General features: G+C 59.4%; 15 protein-coding genes. 10 read left to right on the top strand and 5 right to left on the bottom strand.

The annotated features are described in order from the left end of the window. Positions 1 to 14: 14 nt before the first annotated feature. Together DFS28_RS21040 and DFS28_RS21045 are read right to left on the bottom strand one after the other, a co-directional pair. Entirely contained in the window at positions 15 to 1,013 is a 999-nt protein-coding gene (locus DFS28_RS21040; protein ID WP_111451293.1) for a class I SAM-dependent methyltransferase, read from the bottom strand. A 33-nt stretch (positions 1,014 to 1,046) separates the two neighbouring features. Continuing rightward, complete coding sequence (locus DFS28_RS21045) at positions 1,047 to 2,012, bottom strand: 2-hydroxyacid dehydrogenase (RefSeq protein WP_008155937.1); 966 nt, start codon at positions 2,010 to 2,012, stop codon at positions 1,047 to 1,049. A gap of 91 nt (positions 2,013 to 2,103) precedes the next feature. Between DFS28_RS21045 and DFS28_RS21050 the strand changes: the two genes are divergently transcribed. Then, positions 2,104 to 2,733, top strand: a complete 630-nt coding sequence (locus DFS28_RS21050) for a LysE family translocator (protein ID WP_111451294.1) — start codon at positions 2,104 to 2,106, stop codon at positions 2,731 to 2,733. A gap of 15 nt (positions 2,734 to 2,748) precedes the next feature. On the opposite strand, the gene DFS28_RS21055 is transcribed toward DFS28_RS21050, so the two are convergent. Further along, positions 2,749 to 3,642: a glycosyltransferase family 2 protein gene (locus DFS28_RS21055; protein ID WP_111451295.1), complete on the bottom strand. Its 894-nt coding sequence runs from the start codon at positions 3,640 to 3,642 to the stop codon at positions 2,749 to 2,751. A gap of 332 nt (positions 3,643 to 3,974) precedes the next feature. On the opposite strand from DFS28_RS21055, the gene DFS28_RS21060 reads away from it, so the two are divergent. The 4 genes from DFS28_RS21060 (at position 3,975) to DFS28_RS21075 (ending at position 12,427) form a co-directional block, all read left to right on the top strand. Further along, positions 3,975 to 5,657, top strand: a complete 1,683-nt coding sequence (locus DFS28_RS21060; protein WP_111451296.1) for a fatty acid--CoA ligase — start codon at positions 3,975 to 3,977, stop codon at positions 5,655 to 5,657. A gap of 336 nt (positions 5,658 to 5,993) precedes the next feature. After that, entirely contained in the window at positions 5,994 to 7,931 is a 1,938-nt protein-coding gene (locus DFS28_RS21065) for a DUF1302 domain-containing protein (protein WP_111451297.1), read from the top strand. Between the two features lie 28 nt (positions 7,932 to 7,959). After that, positions 7,960 to 9,324: a DUF1329 domain-containing protein gene (locus DFS28_RS21070; RefSeq protein WP_008155947.1), complete on the top strand. Its 1,365-nt coding sequence runs from the start codon at positions 7,960 to 7,962 to the stop codon at positions 9,322 to 9,324. Between the two features lie 367 nt (positions 9,325 to 9,691). Then, positions 9,692 to 12,427: a LuxR C-terminal-related transcriptional regulator gene (locus tag DFS28_RS21075; RefSeq protein WP_111451298.1), complete on the top strand. Its 2,736-nt coding sequence runs from the start codon at positions 9,692 to 9,694 to the stop codon at positions 12,425 to 12,427. A gap of 54 nt (positions 12,428 to 12,481) precedes the next feature. On the opposite strand, the gene DFS28_RS21080 is transcribed toward DFS28_RS21075, so the two are convergent. Next, entirely contained in the window at positions 12,482 to 13,300 is an 819-nt protein-coding gene (locus tag DFS28_RS21080; protein ID WP_111451299.1) for a PP2C family serine/threonine-protein phosphatase, read from the bottom strand. 233 nt (positions 13,301 to 13,533) lie between these two features. Here DFS28_RS21080 and DFS28_RS21085 point away from each other — a divergent pair, with 233 nt between their 5' ends. Both DFS28_RS21085 and DFS28_RS21090 read left to right on the top strand, forming a co-directional pair. Next, positions 13,534 to 14,178: an MBL fold metallo-hydrolase gene (locus DFS28_RS21085; protein WP_111451300.1), complete on the top strand. Its 645-nt coding sequence runs from the start codon at positions 13,534 to 13,536 to the stop codon at positions 14,176 to 14,178. Between the two features lie 100 nt (positions 14,179 to 14,278). Next, positions 14,279 to 14,998, top strand: coding sequence for an OmpA family protein (locus tag DFS28_RS21090; RefSeq protein WP_111451301.1), 720 nt, complete (start codon positions 14,279 to 14,281; stop codon positions 14,996 to 14,998). Between the two features lie 245 nt (positions 14,999 to 15,243). Here DFS28_RS21090 and DFS28_RS21100 read toward each other — a convergent pair whose 3' ends face one another. Further along, the gene (locus DFS28_RS21100) at positions 15,244 to 15,678 is read right to left on the bottom strand and encodes a YhcB family protein (protein WP_008155956.1); all 435 of its coding nucleotides are present in this window, start codon (positions 15,676 to 15,678) and stop codon (positions 15,244 to 15,246) included. Positions 15,679 to 15,822: 144 nt separating this feature from the next. On the opposite strand from DFS28_RS21100, the gene DFS28_RS21105 reads away from it, so the two are divergent. The 3 genes from DFS28_RS21105 (at position 15,823) to zapE (ending at position 19,018) form a co-directional block, all read left to right on the top strand. Further along, positions 15,823 to 16,452: an alpha/beta hydrolase gene (locus DFS28_RS21105; protein WP_111451302.1), complete on the top strand. Its 630-nt coding sequence runs from the start codon at positions 15,823 to 15,825 to the stop codon at positions 16,450 to 16,452. A 24-nt stretch (positions 16,453 to 16,476) separates the two neighbouring features. Further along, complete coding sequence (locus DFS28_RS21110) at positions 16,477 to 17,832, top strand: tryptophan--tRNA ligase (RefSeq protein WP_111451303.1); 1,356 nt, start codon at positions 16,477 to 16,479, stop codon at positions 17,830 to 17,832. 91 nt (positions 17,833 to 17,923) lie between these two features. Beyond that, positions 17,924 to 19,018 (top strand): cell division protein ZapE, encoded by a 1,095-nt coding sequence (gene zapE / locus DFS28_RS21115; RefSeq protein WP_008155962.1) that lies wholly within the window; start codon positions 17,924 to 17,926, stop codon positions 19,016 to 19,018. Positions 19,019 to 19,133 lie beyond the last annotated feature (115 nt).

A 19,133-nucleotide genomic window follows, 5' to 3' on the forward strand; every position in this document is an offset into this window, starting at 1 on the left:
CAAGCACTTATTTATCAGCCGCGTTTGGCCCGATAGATTCTGAAACCCTGTCCCTCGGCCTTGATTGCGCACACCCCGAGATGCTCTTCGATCAGCGGCTGGTACTTCAGGAAGCTGTTGGCTACCAGGCGCAGTTCGCCGCCGTTTTTCAGATGTTTGGCTGCTTTTCGCAGCAAGTTCTCCGTGGCGAAGTAATCGGTGTGTACACCGACATGGAACGGCGGGTTGCTCAAAATCGCACTCAAGCCCATCGGTGCTGCGTCGATCCCGTCACCGGTAATCACGTCAGCTTCCAGACCGTTGGCAGCCAATGTCAGGCGACTGCTGGCAGCCGCAAACGCATCCACATCAAGCAAGGTGACCTGGTTGTGTGGATAGCGACGTTTCACGGCCGCTCCCAACACACCGGCACCGCAACCGAAGTCCAGCAAATGGCCGCTCGGCAATTTGTCCAGATGTTCCAGCAACAGTGCGCTGCCGCGATCCAGTCGACCGTGGCTGAACACGCCCGGCAGGCTGATGACTTTCAATGGGCCTTCAGCCAGCGGCAATTCGTAGGTCTGCGCCAGGCTTTCCAGCGACTTGGCTTGCGGCGCCGTGGTCACGGTAACCAGCCACAGCTGGCAATGCCGCGCGCTGTCGAGCTTGCGCGGTTTGCCGAAGGGGTTCAGTTGTTTGGCGGCGCCTTCGATCCCGCTGCGTTTTTCCCCCACCAGGTACAACTCGCGACCGGCCAGGCGCGAGGCGAGGGCGTTGAGGATGTAATCGGTCAGGTCCTTGGACTTGGGCAAAAAAACCACGGCGGTTTCAAACTCACGCTCGGGGGCGTTCACACCAAAATGGCTGCGCTCGGCGAAACGGGCGTCCAGTGCAGCCTGGTCGCCGGCATGCCAGCACCAACCGTGGGCATCGGGCAGTCGGCCCAGCAGATCGTCGGCGGGCAAACCGGCCAACAACACCGAACCCTGGAATAACTCGGCCTGACGAAGCAGTACTTCACTGCGCGGATCCATACTCTGCTCCTGTGAAAAAAGTGCCGCAGTCTATCAACTGACGACCCGCAGTGCTTTACCGCTGAAGTATCCCTGAGCGTTTTCGGTCAACTGGCCCACGATCCGCTGGCGTGCCTCGCGGCTGCCCCAGGCGTTGTGCGGGGTGACAATCAACCGTGGAATGTCGTGGGCCAGCAGCGGATTGCCTGCGGTCGGTGGCTCGACGCTCAACACGTCGGTGGCCGCACCCCCCAGGTGACCGTTGCGCAAGGCATCGGCCAGGGCCTGTTCGTCGATCAGGCCGCCGCGTGCGGTGTTGACCACGAACGCACCGGGTTTCATCGAGGCCAGCTCACGGGCTCCGATGAAGTGGCGGGTGTGTTCGTTGAGCGGGCAGTGCAGGGTCAGCGCGTCGATCTGCGGCAGCAGCTCTTCCAGTGGCAAACGATCCGGCCGGGCAGGGCGCCCGGGAATCTGACCGAGCAGTACACGCATGCCAAAGGCTTCGGCCAGTCGTGCGACCGCGCCGCCCAGTTCGCCATGACCGAGCAGGCCGAGGGTTTTGCCTTCCAGTTCGACAATCGGGTAATCCAGCAGGCAGAACTGTTTCGCCTGCTGCCAGCGACCTTCGCCGACAGCCTTTTGATAATCGGCCAGGCGCGTGGCCAGATTGAGCAGCAACATGATCGTGTGCTGCGCCACCGACGGCGTGCCGTAACCCTGGCAGTTGCAGACAGTAATGCCATGGGCGCGGGCGGCGGCGAGGTCAACGTTGTTGGTGCCGGTGGCGGTGATCAGGATCAGTTTCAGCTCGGGGCTGGCAGCGATGGCGGCGGCGTCGATCAGGATCTTGTTGCTGATGGCAACGGTGGCGCCCTTGAGGCGTTCGATCACCTGGTCCGGCGTGGTCTGGGCGAAAAGCTGTAAGTCGCTGAAACACTCTTGCAGCGGGCTGAGGTCGAGGTCGCCCAGGTCCAGGGACGGGTGGTCGAGGAAAACGGCGCGGTGAGTGTTCGTCATCAACTGTACCTTTTGTGCAATGAACTGAAGGCGTAATCTGCCGAGCCTACCAGATGAAACAAACAGTTACGCTTGGCCAAAAGGAACCCCCATGTACTGGACAGAGTTTTTGACTGTTGCCCTGATTCACTTGCTGGCCGTGGCCAGCCCCGGCCCGGACTTTGCCGTGGTGGTGCGTGAGAGCGTGACCCATGGTCGTCGTGCTGGCACCTGGACGGCGCTGGGTGTCGGTACGGCCATTTTCCTGCACGTCGGCTATTCGTTGCTCGGCATTGGCCTGATCGTGTCCCAGTCGATCGTGTTGTTTAATGCCCTGAAATGGGCGGCCGCCGCGTACCTGCTGTACATCGGCTTCAAGGCCCTGCGAGCTCGGCCGGCCCAACCTGCGGCTGACGATCTGCACAAGGAAGCGGGCGAGCGCACGGCTCGCGGCGCATTCACTTCGGGTTTCGTGACCAACGGTCTGAACCCGAAAGCGACGCTGTTCTTCCTCTCTCTGTTCACCGTGGTGATCAATCCGCACACGCCGCTGACGGTACAGGCGGGCTATGGCCTCTACCTCGCGGTGGCCACCGCGGTGTGGTTCTGCCTGGTGGCGATGCTGTTCAGCCAGCAGCGCGTGCGCGCAGGTTTTGCCCGGATGGGCCACTGGTTCGATCGGACCATGGGCGCGGTACTGATCGCCATCGGTGTGAAGCTCTCGTTTACCGAGATGCACTGAGGCCCGGTGAGACGGCTAGCGATGTAATACCAGCCGCGTGAAGCGTTTGAAGCTGGTTCTATTGAGGTGCCGCCAGGGAATCGAGCGTAACAGCTGCCAGGCTTCTGTCTTGTCTTCGACCACGGCATATTTGAGGGCCTTGTTCACCAGTCTGGTGCGGGCGCTCTGATAGCCGGGATGGTTCACATACGGCGCGATTGCCTCAAGGTCTGCCTGGAGCAGCATCCGGTATTTTCTCGACAGGTTGTTGGTATGGCGGCGATAACGGGTCATGCAGATTGGCAATTCATGGATCTCATATCCAAGCCGGGCAATCCGCAACGTCATCTGAAAGTCCTGAACCCGCAGCTTCGGCGCGTAGAAGTCGGCACTTCGCATCGCTTTCATGCGATAGAGCGCAACAGGCGCGCCGACCACGACAGCACCTCTGAGGACCTGATCGAAGTTGTAGGTGTGTATCCGGTCGCGTTGTTGCTGTTTGAGGGTGTTGCCGTCGCTGTCCATGTAGCTGATCAGCGCACCTACGCAGCCGACATTCGGGTGCTTGCACAGGTATTCGGCGCGAATGCGCACTGACTCCGGCAGCATGATGTCGTCCAGGTCCGGCGTCGACACATAGACGCCTTTGGCGTATCGCAAGCCGTGGTTGAGCGCCGCGCTCACGCCCTGATTCGGTTGCGAATACAGTTGGAAGTCATAGGTTTGTTGTAATCGCTTGAGCATGGCGAGGCTGTCGTCGCTGGACCCGTCATCCACGATGATGACTTCGAAGTTCGGGTAGTCCTGGGCGAAGATGCTCTTGATGGCGTCTTCCAGAAATCTTTGCATGTTGAAGCAGGGTGCCACGATGGAAACCAGGGGCGCTTGTGTCGATCGGGAGTTCTCGGGGGCGGTCAGTTCAATACTCATTGTTGTATGCGATACCGATGGCGTGTGACCAGACAGGTCTAGTGACAAGATCCTTCTCTTGTAGATGAGGTGGAGGGTTGGGCGGTTTGGCTGCCAACCGATCGGCTCATCGTGTCCGTATCGTACGTAGGGTCACAGACAAGTGTTGCGCGCATGCGTTACAACGTTTTACAGCGCAGATCCCGAATTCCCCACGAAACACCTCAGATAGTGGCGTAAAGCTAGCATTTGTCCGCTTCTACAAATCATTCCTTTGGCTGATTTGGCTGGCGTCCAAGGGCACTAAAGTGCTTACTTTCAGCCACGACCGTGCAGTCAGAAAAGGGACTCTTATGTTGCAGACTCGCGTTATCCCCCCAGCCGAAGGCGCTTACCAGTATCCGCTGCTGATTAAACGGCTGCTGATGTCCGGCGCTCGTTATGAGAAAACCCGCGAGATCATTTACCGCGACCAGCTGCGCTACAGCTATCCGACCCTGATCGAACGGGTCGCCAGGCTGGCCAACGTGCTGACGGCGGCCGGTGTCAAGGCCGGGGATACCGTGGCGGTGATGGACTGGGACAGCCATCGTTATCTGGAATGCATGTTCGCCATCCCGATGATTGGGGCGGTGATCCACACCATTAACGTGCGCCTGTCACCGGAACAGATCCTCTACACCATGAACCACGCCGAGGACCGCTTTGTGCTGGTCAACAGCGAGTTCGTCGGGTTGTACCAGGCCATTGCCGGGCACCTGACCACGGTGGAGAAAACCCTGTTGCTGACTGACCTGCCGGAGAAAACCGCCGACCTGCCGAACCTCATCGGCGAGTATGAGCAGTTGCTGGCGGCGGCGAGCACGCAGTACGACTTTCAGGACTTCGACGAAAACTCGGTCGCGACCACGTTCTACACCACCGGCACCACCGGTAATCCCAAAGGTGTGTACTTCACCCATCGGCAACTGGTGCTGCACACCATGGGTGTGTCGACCATCATGGGCGCCATCGACAGTGTGCGGTTGCTGGGCACCAACGACGTGTACATGCCGATTACCCCGATGTTCCATGTACACGCCTGGGGTCTGCCGTATGTGGCGACCATGCTCGGGCTCAAGCAGGTCTATCCCGGTCGCTATGACCCTGAGTACCTGGTGGAGCTGTGGCGCAAGGAGAAGGTCACCTTTTCCCATTGCGTGCCGACCATCCTGCAAATGGTCCTCAATTCCAAAGCGGCGCAAGGCACGGATTTCGGTGGCTGGAAAATCGTCATCGGTGGCAGTGCGCTGAACCGTGCGCTGTACGACGCGGCCAAGGCCAAGGGCATTCAACTGACCGCCGCTTACGGCATGTCGGAAACCGGGCCGTTGGTGTCGTGTGCCCACCTCAACGATGAGCTGATGGCCGGCACCGAAGACGAACGCACCACGTACCGGATCAAGGCCGGTGTACCGGGGCCATTGGTGGAGGCTGCGATCATCGACACCGACGGCAACTTCCTGCCCGCCGATGGCGAGACCCAGGGCGAACTGGTGCTGCGTGCGCCATGGCTTACCGAAGGCTATTTCAACGAACCGCAAAAGGGCGCCGAGCTCTGGGCCGGGGGCTGGCTGCACACCGGTGACGTCGCGACCCTGGACAGCATGGGTGTGATCGACATTCGCGACCGGATCAAAGACGTGATCAAGACCGGCGGCGAGTGGATCTCCTCCCTGGACCTTGAAGACTTGATCAGCCGCCACCCTGCGGTACGCGAAGTAGCAGTGGTGGGCATCGCCGATCCGCAGTGGGGCGAACGTCCGTTCGCACTGCTGGTGGTCCGCGAAGGCCATGAGATCGGGGCCAAAGAACTGAAGGAACACCTCAAGCCGTTCGTGGAACTGGGGCACCTGAGCAAGTGGGCCATCCCGAGTCAGATCGCCCTTGTTACTGAAATTCCCAAGACCAGCGTCGGTAAACTCGACAAGAAGCGTATTCGCGTCGACATCACCGAATGGCAAGCCAACAACAGCACCTTCCTCTCGACGCTTTAAGCGTCACTTGGCGTGCCCAAAAGGGCACGCCAGCCCCACCAAGCAAGCGCTTGGCTTGTCAAATCTGAAATTTCAGCCATTCTTGCCGTGCCGACAGGTGTCGGCTTGGCAAAGGACTGTTCCAGAGTGGCTGGCAGCTGCAAATCACACTTTAGAGGGATCAAGCAGTACTACCTGCTGGCTATAGTCCGCTCAAGGATTTTTAAGAACGGAGCAAACGCACAAACCGGGGCGATGCAACTTTGGAATGACTTAGGGACACCTTGGCTCCCAGTCATCCACAGCGTTTTTAGAAGTGCTCACTGCCATAACAATAATGCACATGGAGTAGCGTCGATGACATCAGTAAACCAGTTCTGGCGCAGGGCAAAACTGCCCCTGGCGGTCAGTCTTGCCTCTACGCTCGCCGGGCCAGCATTCGGCGTCAGTTTCAACGTTGGTGAAATCGAAGGTCAGTTCGACTCGTCCCTGTCGATCGGTGCCAGTTGGTCTACTGAAAATGCCAACAAGAACCTCATCGGCGTCAACAACGGCGGCCGCGGCCTGTCCCAGACTTCCGACGACGGTCACCTGAACTTCAAGAGCGGCGAAACGTTCTCCAAGATCTTCAAGGGCATCCATGACCTTGAATTGAAATATGGCGATACCGGCGTTTTCGTCCGTGGCAAATACTGGTACGACTTTGAACTCAAGGACGAAAGCCGTCCGTTCAAGGACATCAGCGACAGCAACCGCAAGGAAGGCGCCAAGTCCTCCGGCGGCCAGATCCTCGACGCCTTCGTCTACCACAACTACTCCGTTGCCGATCAGCCGGGCTCCGTGCGTCTGGGCAAGCAAGTAGTGAGTTGGGGTGAAAGTACCTTCATCGGCGGCGGCATCAACTCGATCAACCCGATCGACGTGTCCGCGTTCCGTCGTCCTGGTGCCGAGATCAAGGAAGGACTGATCCCGGTCAACATGTTCTACGTGTCCCAGAGCCTCACCGAGAACCTCTCGACCGAAGCCTTCTACCAGCTCGAATGGGACCAGACCGTTGTCGACAACTGCGGCACCTTCTTCTCGCAACCGGACGTGATTGCGGATGGCTGCGATAACAACCTGGCCGTACTGCGCACCCGTAACGGACTCAACAGCGCATTGACGGCTGCGGGGCTGCCGGCTTCGCTGCGTAATGCCAGCATCAATACCCTGGCTGCCAAAGGCGTGACCTGGGGCAACCCGGATGAAGGTGTAATCGTTCGTCGCGGTCCGGACCGCGATGCCCGTGACAGCGGTCAATTCGGCGTGTCCTTCAAATACATGTTCGATCCGCTGGACACCGAGTTCGGCGCCTACTTCATGAATTACCACAGCCGTGCGCCGATTTTCAGCGGCAAAGGTGCTCCGGCGAGCGCTTACAGCGCGGCGGGCCTGGTGGGTTCACTGAGGGCTGCGGGTGTTCCGGCCGGTGTTGCGGCTGGCCTGGCCCCGACCTTGCTGCCGTTGGTGGTGGCTGGTAACTCCAGCTACTACGTCGAGTACCCTGAAGATATTCGCCTGTATGGCTTGAGCTTCTCCACCACGTTACCGACAGGTACTGCGTGGAGTGGTGAAGTCAGCTACCGGCCGAATGCTCCGGTTCAGCTCAACACTACCGACATTCTCTTTTCCGGTCTGACGCCTCTGAACCCTAACGTTTCCGTGCTTCAGGGGACGCCAGGGCAGGATCAACAAGGCTATCGCCGCAAGGAAGTGACCCAGCTCCAGACGACCCTGACTCACTTCTTCGACCAGGTGATGGGCGCCGAGCGGCTGACCCTGGTGGGTGAGGTTGGCTTTACTCACGTTGGCGGTCTGGAAAGCTCTTCCAAAGCGCGTTACGGCCGTGACCCGAGCTACGGCCCTGGTCCATTGCCAAGTGGTCAGTGCGTGGCATTGAACACCTCTACCCTGGCAGGCGGCCCGCAAAACAACGTCAGTCGCTATTGCGAAAACGACGGGTTCACCACCGCAAACTCCTGGGGCTACCGTGGTCGTGCCATCTGGGAATACAACGACGTATTCGCCGGTGTGAACCTCAAGCCGAACGTGGCCTGGTCTCATGACGTGGAAGGTTACTCGCCTGGCCCTGGCGGCAACTTCGAGGAAGGTCGCAAAGCGGTGAGCCTGGGCGTCGATGCTGAGTACCAGAACACCTACACCGCGAGCCTGGCTTACACCAACTTCTTTGATGGCAAGTACACCACCGTCGATGACCGCGATTTCGTTGCGCTCAGCTTCGGCGTGAACTTCTAAGCACTGCATTATCAGGACGAACGCACTTATGAAAATAACAAAGAGTCTGTTCCACGTCGGTGTTCTGGGGCTTTCGCTGCTGGCGACCGGCGTCATGGCGGCGGTCCCCGCGGCCGAAGCGGACAAACTGGGCAAAAGCCTGACCCCGATGGGCGCCGAGATGGCGGGTAACGCTGACGGATCGATCCCGGCCTGGAAGCCGATGGCGAAAAATGCCGGCACCGCCGACAGCAAAGGTTTCCTGTCCGACCCGTTTGCCAGTGAAAAACCACTGTTCACCATCACCGCGCAGAACGTCGACCAGTACAAGGACAAACTCGCACCGGGCCAATACGCGATGTTCAAGCGCTACCCGGAAACCTTCAAGATGCCGGTCTACCCGTCCCATCGCGGCGCGACCGTGCCGGATGCCGTGTTTGCCTCCATCAAGAAAAACGCTACCGCCACTAATCTGGTGTCCGGCGGCAACGGTCTGGAGAACTTCGAAACTGCCGTTCCATTCCCGATTCCGAAGACCGGCGTCGAAGTCATCTGGAACCACATCACCCGCTATCGCGGTGGCAGCGTGACCCGTCTGGTGACCCAGGCCACGCCGCAGCCTAACGGCTCGTACAGCCTGGTGTACTTCCAGGACCAGTTCGTGTTCCGCGACAAGATGAAGGATTACGATCCGGCGAATCCAGGCAACATCCTGTTCTACTTCAAACAGAAAGTGACCGCGCCGGCACGTCTGGCCGGTGGTGTGTTGCTGGTGCACGAAACCCTCGACCAAGTGAAGGAACCGCGTTCGGCGTGGGTCTACAACGCCGGTCAGCGTCGTGTGCGTCGCGCACCACAAGTGTCCTATGACGGGCCGGGTACCGCAGCCGATGGCCTGCGTACCTCCGACAACCTGGACATGTACAACGGTGCGCCGGATCGTTACGACTGGAAGCTCGAAGGCAAGAAAGAGATGTACATCGCCTCCGACAGCTACAAGCTCGACTCGCCGCAACTCAAGTACGACGACATCATCAAGGCCGGTCACATCAACCAGGACCTGGCTCGTTACGAGCTGCGCCGGGTCTGGCATGTGGTGGCCACCTTGAAGGAAGGTCAGCGTCACATCTATGCCAAGCGTGACTTCTACATCGACGAAGACACCTGGCAAGCGGCCGTGATCGATCACTACGACGGTCGTAATCAACTGTGGCGTGTGGCGGAAGCTCATTCCCAGAACTACTACAACGTTCAAGTGCCGTGGTACACCCTGGAAACCTTGTACGACCTGCAATCGGGCCGCTACCTGGCGCTGGGCATGAAGAACGAAGAGAAATCGGCGTATGACTTCGGCTTTACCGCCACCACCAGCGACTTCACTCCGGCCGCTCTGCGCCAGGATGGTGTTCGCTAAGTTGTCCTGAACAGAGGCCGCATCCTCGAAAAACGCCCCGACTGGTTCGGGGCGTTTTTTTTTGCCTGAAAATCTTCGGCGCCTGCGATGGCCTCTTCGCGAGCAAGCCCGCTCCCACACTGGATCTACATTGTTTACAAATTTTATGTCCACCGAAGATCACATGTGGGAGCGGCGGTGCGACGATTCGACTTGCTCGCGAAGGGTGCGACACGGTCTGTCAGGAAAACTTCATCTGTGGCTCGGTAACTTTGGGTTGTATTCTTTTTGTAGCCATTTGTAGCAACAACCTTCAATCCCTCTTCGTTTACCGCTAGGCTGCGGACATCTGCAACGCCGCCAACCGCCATTCAAACAAGAGCCGGCCATGACTGATTTGTCCCCACACCTGGGCCCTGCAAGCGTTGCCGTCGTCACACTGGACGGGCGTTTTTTTCGGCCTCCGTTGCCTGACGGCCATGTGCTGCGGCCTCGTCTGTGCGAGCGCCTGAGTGCGGGCCTCGGTGGCAGGTTGTTGCTGGTCAGCGCACCGGCGGGGTTTGGCAAGAGTTCGTTGGCCGTGGAATTCTGTCAGGGCTTGCCGGCTCACTGGCAAAGTCTGTGGCTGGGGTTGAGTCCGCGAGACAGCGATCCCGGACGTTTTCTTGAGCGGTTGCTCGAAGGCCTCCAGGACTTTTTTCCGCAACTGGGCAGCCAGTCCCTGGGTCTGTTGAAAATGCGCCAGCGGCACCAGCCGTTTGCCTTTGAAGAATGGCTGGACGGTTTGCTCGATGAGTTGGCCGTGCACCTGTCTGCGAGTACGCCCCTGCTGTTGGTGCTGGATGACTACCATCTGGCGCAGGGCCCGGTTCTCGATCGCTGCCTGCAATTTTTCCTCAATCACCTGCCTGACGGGTTGCTGGTCATGGTCACCAGTCGGCAGCGGCCGGACTGGCATCTGGCGCGCCTGCGGCTGTCGCGGCAATTGCTCGAATTGAATGAACAGGACTTGCGCCTGACTCACGAAGAAGCCCTGACCCTGCTTGATCGGCACAGCAGCTCCTTGCGCGGCGAAGCACTGGAGAGCCTCATCCAGCGCAGCGAAGGTTGGGTCGCCGGGCTGCGTTTCTGGCTGCTGGCGGCGTCTGAAGCGGGCTCCCAGGGTGCTTTTCCGCAGGCCTTGCATGGCGGGGAAGGGCTGATCCGCGATTACCTGCTGGAAGAAGTCATCGATTGTCTGCCCGCCGAGGTGCAGTCATTCCTTTACGACACGGCACCTCAGGAGCGCTTTTGCAGCGAACTGTGCGATGCCGTTCGCGAAGCCCATGACAGTGCCGAGATCCTGCGTTTTCTGCTGGCCCATCAGGTGTTCCTGGTGCCACTGGATGAAAACGGTCACTGGTATCGCTACCACCATTTGTTTTCCGACCTGTTGCGCACCCGGCCTACCGCGCAAGCGATGGTGCCGGCGGCCAGCCTGCACCTGCGCGCCTGTCGCTGGTTCAATGCCCAGGGGCTGCTCGATGAAGCGGTGGAGCAGGCATTGCGCGCCGGGCACCTGGACGTCGCGGCGAACCTGGTGCAGAACCTGTCCGAAGAACAACTGCTGGCCGAACAGAACGTCGGCATGTTGCTGCGCTGGAAAATGGACTTGCCCGACAGCCTGCTGATCAGCACACCACGGCTGATCGTGCTGTACAGCTGGGCGTTGGGGCTGGCCTGTCAGCTGGACGCCGCCGAGGAGCTGGCCAGTCATTTGAGCCGCTTCCTGCCGGCCCCGTCCGCCACTGCGCAGAAATCCATGCTGGCGCAATGGCTGGCCCTGAGCGGTGTCATCGCTCGCGGGCGCGGCAATCGTGAGCTGACGCTGCTCTATTGCACCGAAGCGCAGGAGAGTCTGCCGGCCAAACGCTACGGGCAGCGCCTGATGTGCCTCTCGACCCTGTCCAACCTGGCCATTGCCGACGGCGACTTGTGGCGTGCCCGCGGATTGAACCGTGAATCTCTGGAGTTGGCGCAACGGGTCGGCAATCCGCTGTTCGAAGCGCTGGCCCATTACGACCGCGCTCGCGTGCTGCAAGCGCGAGGGGAAATCCTGCGTGCGCTGGATGAAGTGCGCCAGGGGCTGCAACGCCTGCAACCGTTATCCCCGCAACGGCTCTATGCCGTACGCGCACGACTGACTTTGTACGAAGGCTTTTTGTTAGCCCTGCGCTTGCAGCCCCAAGCCGCGCGGGCCCGGTTGCAAGCCGGTTTGAATGAAGCACGCGCCTGTCGTGATATCAGCGTATTGATCGGTCACTGTGTGATTGCCAGGCTTGAGGGCAGCAGCGGCGAATTCGCCAAAGCCTTCGCCGAACTCGCCGAAGCCGAGCGTCTGATGCACATCTGGGACGTGCCACCGATCTACTACCTGGCGATGATCACCCTGGTCAAATGTGAACTCTGGCTGGCTCAGGGACGTACCGATCTGGCCGAAGCCTGGCTCGCTCGCTTGGGCCAGACCTACAACGGCGAACACGCGGCAGCCCCTCCGGAGTTCCATCCGCAACTGCCGCTGCATATCGAGTTGCAGCAGGCCTTGCTGGAGGTCATTCAGGGGCAGCCGATGCTGGCCGAAGGGCGATTGGATGCGTTGCTTGAGCATGGGCAGCAAACCGGCAGGCAGCTGCTCAGTGTGATGGCACTGACTCAAAAAGTGACGTTGTTGCTGGGGAGCGGACGCGAACCCGAGGCCCGCAAGGCTCTGGGGCAGGCGCTGGAAGCGGCGGCCGGTGGCGTGCTGCAACCGTTTGACAGGTTGTTGGCGGAACATCCGGACTGGCTGCGTAACCAACTTCAACTCGGTGTGCCGACGCCCGTTTCACAGAGCCTTTCAGAACAACTTCCAACAGTGGCGGCCCGTCCCGCGGAGTCATCCGCCGCAGCGGAACAACTCAGTACGCGGGAAATGGCCGTCCTGCGACTGATCGCCCAGGGTTGTTCAAATCAGGAGATCAGCGATCAGTTGTTTATTTCGCTGCACACGGTGAAAACCCATGCCAGCCATATCAACAGCAAGCTCGGGGTTGAACGGCGCACGCAAGCGGTCGCCAGGGCGAAAGAGTTGGGTGTATTGCAGTAATCGCCATCTGAAGACCTCCGACACAAGGTGGGCCTTGCGATCAGAGGTTTTCGCTCATTTCCCCTCTGAGACAGTCACGCCGGGTGTCTGCCCCACGCCGATGGAGGGCTTCAGGATCGACAGCAAGCCTATGGAGCAGTCATTTTCGGTTTGACTGGCAATGGACTGTTGCAGGTTGTCACCCAACACTTCCTTCATTTTTTTTCTGGGTAACGTTGCATTCCACTCCAGCAATTTTTGGATCGCCGGGGCAGGGACGCCGCTGGATTTGTGATAAAGGCTTTCTGCAGTGCCTTCGCTCATGATCGCGAAGCCAGTCGTGGCTTCGATTTGCCCACGGTACAACCTGAGCCGCGACGCCGCTTTATGGTCAGTCAGAAACAGGGTGCTATTGGCTGGCTCGCCATTTTCCGGATGAGAAAGTGCCTGAAGTTGTCCGTCCGCATCAGCGCTTGCGATGACACCATCGCCCAAGTGGCCTGCCAGGTAACGGCCTCGTGAGTAAGCGACGAATGACAAGCTACAGGCCAGGTCGTTGATCTCGCCGCCGAGCTTTGCAGATTTGCGCCTGAACGCGTCCAGGCAGCGATTAACCAGTCGCTGGGCTGCCTTCGCGTTGTGTTTGTCCATGTTTTGCCAGAGGCTTTCAAAGTTTTTGCAGACAAAGGCCAGGGTAGCCGTGACCGCGACCTGGGCGCCGATTTCGGAGCTGGCTCGGGAGGCGGCCCCATTGGCCAATGAAATGCAGGTCACCTCGTTGGACTCTCTGGCCGCGACAAAGTCCTGGCAAGGCGTTTGAGTTTTGAGGTGCTCGCGTCCTGCCACAAACGCGCAGGCCGTTTTACAGCGCAAGTCTACCGGGATCTCAGGCATGGTTCAGACCTGTGCCCAGGCTTGGATACCTTTAATGTCCTGACGAAGGAGATAGTCTTCTTGCATGGGATTATCCTTTTTGAGCTGAGCGTTACAAAAAACGCTTCAAGAGTCGTTTGAACCAGGCATTGGCGTCCTGCCGGCTTGTTTCAAAATGGGCGCGGCGCGAGGATAACCTATCAATTTTGCGGATCATAACCGCAGTACCCAGCCTTGGCACCAGGATTAACCCCATGCAAACCCCGAATACCGCCCTCATCCGCGAAACCTTCCCTGTCGGCCCTTTGCAGTGCAACTGCACGATCATCGGCGATCCGATCACCAAAAAAGCCATCGTGGTCGATCCGGGCGGTAATCACGAACTGATCCTTGCGCGGCTCGACGCACTGGGCCTGAAGGTGATCAGCATCATTCACACCCACGCGCACCTCGATCACTTCCTGGCGTCCGGTCAGTTGAAGGAAAAAACCGGCGCAACCCTGCACCTGCATAAAGAAGATCAATTTCTGTGGGACAACCTGGAGATGCAGTGCCAGATGTTCGGTGTGCCCTACACGCCGGTGCCGCCGCCGGATCGCTGGTTGGCCGATGATGAAGAACTGGCCTGCGGCTGCGGTGTGGCGTTGCACACACCGGGTCATACGCCGGGCTCCATGAGCTTTTGGTTTTCAGAGGCTAAGCTGCTGATTGCCGGTGACACGTTGTTTCGTCGCGGGGTAGGGCGCACGGATTTGTGGGGTGGCGATCAGGCGACCATCGTGCGGTCGATCAAGCAGCGGCTGTACACCCTCGATGAAGAGGCGACGGTGGTGACCGGGCATGGTCCGGACACACGTCTGGGCGATGAAATGCGCGAGAACCCTTTTGTACGGGCTTAATTGTTACAGACGGAATTTTTGTCCGCCGAAACAATCCAACGCCCGCAAAGGCTAATGCCTTGTCCGTTGCACCACAGAATGCAAAAAGAAGGAGCTCTTCATGTTCACCAAGCAGCGTTTGATTATTGTCGCTACGGCTGTGGCCTTGCTGTCTGGCTGCGCCTCGCCTAACCCTTACGACAACCAGGGCCAGGCCGACGGTGGTTCCACGGGCATGAGCAAAACCGCTAAATACGGTGGCCTCGGCGCTCTGGCCGGTGCTTTGGCCGGTGCCGCCATCAATCACGATAACCGTGGCAAGGGCGCGCTGATTGGCGCCGCCGTGGTGGGTGCTTCCGCTGCCGGTTACGGTTATTACGCCGACCAGCAAGAGAAAAAGCTGCGCGCCAGCATGGCCAACACCGGGGTGGAAGTGCAGCGCCAGGGTGATCAGATCAAACTGATCATGCCGGGTAACATCACCTTCGCCACCGATTCGGCGAACATTGCGTCGAGCTTCTATCAGCCGCTGAACAATCTGGCGGGCTCACTCAAGGAGTTCAACCAGAACCAGATCGAAATCGTCGGCTACACCGACAGCACCGGCAGCCGCCAGCACAACATGGACCTGTCCCAGCGCCGGGCCCAGAGCGTGGCGACTTACCTGACGTCTCAGGGCGTGAGCGGCGCCAACCTGTCGGCTCGCGGTGCCGGGCCGGATAACCCGATTGCCAGCAACGGTGACGCCAATGGCCGGGCGCAGAACCGCCGGGTCGAGGTCAACCTGAAGGCGATTCCGGGTCAGCAGTATGGTGCCCAGCAACCAGGCACCGTTCAGTAATATTCATAACACCGCAAAACCATTGTGGGAGCGGGCTTGCTCGCGAAGAGGGAGTATCAGTCGACGTTAATATCGCCTGACACACCGCCTTCGCGAGCAAGCCCGCTCCCACATTTGGAATGCACTCCCCTGTGGGAGGGGGCTTGCTCGCGAAGAGGCCCGAACTGGCAACTAAATCATCAGTCACAAAAAAGCCCCCGGACAATCACTCATCCGGGGGCTTTTTCATGTCGCGCGAAACCTGATTACTTCTTCAGGCCGTAATGCTCATCGAGCATGCCCGGCGCGTTCGGGGCTTTGGGGGCGTAGTCGCGAGGCGGCTCCTGATTGCGCGGCGGCGTCAGGCGTTCCCGTGGGGCGGCTGCTGCATCGGCGTGCAGCGAGGCCAGCAGGCGTTGGCGGGTTTGCTCGTCCAGGGCCAGGCGGTTGGCACCCTCGGCGAGGTGATCCTGCACTTCCTGATAGCTCTGAGTCAGCTTTTTGACCAGTGTTGCAGTGCTGTTGAAGTGGGTAACCACCTCGTTCTGATAACTGTCGAAACGTTCCTGAATGTCATCCAGCTGACGTTGCGTGCTGCTAGGCGCGGCATTCGGCACCAGGCGAGCGATCAGGAAACCAATGGCGACACCCACAACCAGGGCAAGAGTCGGTAACAACCAAACTAAGAGCGAGTGTTCCACGAGTCCTTCCTCTATAAACGGCTTTGCTTTACGTTAACGGCTCGAACCTGCGCTGTATACCGCGATTCACTCGCAATAGATTGGCACAGACAATTTGCTAGACGAGTCGACCCGATTCGAGGTCACGGAGTTCCTTCCTTGCTTATGCGCGAAACCCCTGTAGTGATTGATGGCCCGGTCGGCCAACTGGAAGCCCTTTACCTGGATAACGAGCAGCCCCGCGGCATTGCGCTGATCTGCCATCCGAACCCGGTGCAGGGCGGCACCATGCTCAACAAAGTCGTCTCGACCTTGCAGCGCACTGCGCGTGACGCCGGTTTGATTACTTTACGTTTCAACTACCGTGGCGTCGGTGCCAGCGAAGGCACCCACGATATGGGCACCGGCGAAGTCGACGACGCCCAGGCCGTGGCCGAATGGCTGCGAGTCAAACACCCCGAGTTGCCGCTGACGCTGTTCGGATTCTCCTTCGGCGGTTTTGTTGCAGCAAGTCTCGGCGGACGTCTGGAAGCCAAGGGTGAGCAGCTCAAGCACCTGTTCATGGTCGCGCCAGCGGTGATGCGTCTGGGCGATCAGGATCAACTGCCGCAGCAAGGCGAGCTGACCCTGATCCAGCCGGAAACCGACGAAGTCATCGATCCGCAGCTCGTTTACGACTGGTCCGACGCACTCGATCGCCCCCATGAGCTGCTGAAAGTGGCAGAATGCGGACACTTTTTTCATGGCAAGCTCACCGATCTCAAGGATCTGATCCTGCCGCGTCTTTCGAATTGATTGCAGTCTGACAAGCGATTACCCATGACGACTCGTACCCGTATCCTCACCGGCATCACCACCACCGGCACGCCGCACCTGGGCAATTACGCCGGCGCCATCCGCCCGGCGATCATCGCCAGCCGTGACAGCAATGCCGATTCGTTCTATTTCCTGGCCGACTACCACGCCCTGATCAAATGCGATGACCCGCTGCGCATCCAGCGCTCGCGTCTGGAAATCGCCGCGACCTGGCTGGCCGGTGGCCTGGATGTGGAGCGCGTAACCTTCTATCGCCAGTCCGACATCCCGGAAATCCCGGAGCTGACCTGGCTGCTGACCTGCGTCGCCGCCAAGGGCCTGCTCAATCGCGCCCACGCCTACAAGGCCTCGGTGGACAAGAACGTCGAAACCGGCGAAGACCCGGACGCCGGCATCACCATGGGTTTGTACAGCTACCCGGTGCTGATGGCCGCGGACATTCTGATGTTCAACGCCCATAAGGTGCCGGTCGGTCGTGACCAGATCCAGCACGTGGAAATGGCCCGTGACATCGGCCAGCGCTTCAACCACCTGTTCGGCCAGGGCAAAGAATTCTTCACCATGCCCGAGGCGCTGATCGAAGAAAGCGTCGCCACGCTGCCAGGCCTCGACGGTCGCAAGATGTCGAAAAGCTACGACAACACCATTCCGTTGTTCAGCAGCGCCAAGGAAATGAAGGACGCGATTTCACGGATCGTCACCGACTCCCGTGCGCCGGGCGAGGCGAAGGATCCGGATAACTCGCACCTGTTCACCTTGTTCCAGGCCTTCGCTACCCCGGCGCAGTCCGACGAATTCCGCAGCGAATTGTTGCAGGGCCTGGGTTGGGGTGAGGCGAAGAATCGTCTGTTCCAGTTGCTCGACAGCGAGCTGGGTGAGTCCCGCGAGCGTTATCACCAGTTGATCGAACGCCCGGCAGACCTGGAAGACATCCTGCAGATCGGTGCCAAAAAGGCCCGTTCGGTAGCGACACCGTTCCTCCACGAACTGCGTGAAGCGGTGGGTCTGCGTTCTTTCGTCGCTCAGACCCAGGTCGCGGCGACGACCAAGAAGAAAGCTGCGAAAGCCGCGCGTTTCGTCAGTTTCCGTGAAGACGACGGCAGTTTCCGCTTCCGTCTGCTGGCGGCCGACGGCGAGCAGCTGCTGCTGTCGCGCCACTTCGCCGACGGCAAAACCGCCGGCCAGGTGACCAAGCAACTGCAATCGGGTCAGCCATTGGACGTGCGCAACGAAGACCTGAGCTTCAGCGTCTGGGTGGAAGGCGAGTGCATTGCCGACAGCCCGGCCTTTGCTGACAGCGCCGCTCGTGATGCTGCCATCGAGACCTTGCGAGTTGCTCTGACGCCGGTTCAGGAATAAATCAGCGGCTCGGCCCGACCAAGGGCTGATTGCCATTCCCACGGGCCGTCGCTACAGTGACGGCCCGTTTTTGTTGCCTTGCTAACGAATTATGACGCCCCTAGAACGATATCAAGCTGATCTGAAACGCCCGGAATTCTTCCATGACGCCGCGCAGGAAACTGCGGTGCGCCACTTACAGCGCCTGTACGACGATCTGGTCGCGGCCTCGCACAGCAAACCGGGCCTATTCGGCAAACTGTTTGGCAAGAAAGACGCGGCACCGGTCAAGGGTCTGTACTTCTGGGGCGGCGTCGGCCGTGGCAAGACCTATCTGGTCGACACCTTCTTCGAAGCGCTGCCGTTCAAGGAAAAGGTCCGCACTCACTTTCACCGCTTCATGAAGCGCGTGCACGAAGAGATGAAGACCCTCGGCGGCGAGAAAAACCCGCTGACCATCATCGCCAAGCGCTTCTCTGACGAAGCCCGGGTGATTTGTTTCGATGAGTTCTTCGTGTCCGATATCACCGACGCGATGATCCTCGGCACGCTGATGGAAGAGCTGTTCAAGAACGGCGTGACCCTGGTCGCGACGTCGAACATTGTGCCGGACGGTCTGTACAAGGACGGCCTGCAACGTGCGCGCTTCCTGCCAGCGATTGCGCTGATCAAGCAGAACACCGAAATCGTCAACGTCGACAGCGGCGTCGATTACCGTCTGCGTCACCTTGAGCAAGCGGAGCTGTTCCACTTTCCGCTGGATGATGCGTCCCACGAAAGCCTGCGCAAGAGCTTCCGCGCCCTGACGCCGGAATGCACGGCAGCCATCGAGAACGATGTGCTGATGATCGAGAACCGCGAAATCCGTGCCTTGCGCACGTGCGATGACGTGGCCTGGTTCGACTTCCGCGAACTCTGTGACGGCCCGCGCAGCCAGAACGATTACATCGAACTGGGCAAGATCTTCCACGCCGTGTTGCTCAGCGGTGTCGAGCAAATGAGCGTCACCACTGACGACATCGCCCGACGCTTTATCAACATGGTCGACGAGTTCTACGACCGCAACGTGAAGCTGATCATTTCCGCTGAAGTCGAGCTCAAAGACCTCTACACCGGCGGTCGCCTGAACTTCGAGTTCCAGCGCACCCTGAGTCGCCTGCTGGAAATGCAGTCCCACGAATTCCTGTCCCGGGCTCACAAGCCGTAGGATTTCGGAAAATGAAAAAGGTCTGCATTAGCATAATACTGTTCACTTAAGACATTCTTCAGTCGAGCTAGAACCTGTGGCGAGGGGATTTATCCCCGTTGGGCTGCGAAGCGGC

This window comes from Pseudomonas sp. 478 (assembly GCF_003254125.1).
GTDB lineage: Bacteria > Pseudomonadota > Gammaproteobacteria > Pseudomonadales > Pseudomonadaceae > Aquipseudomonas.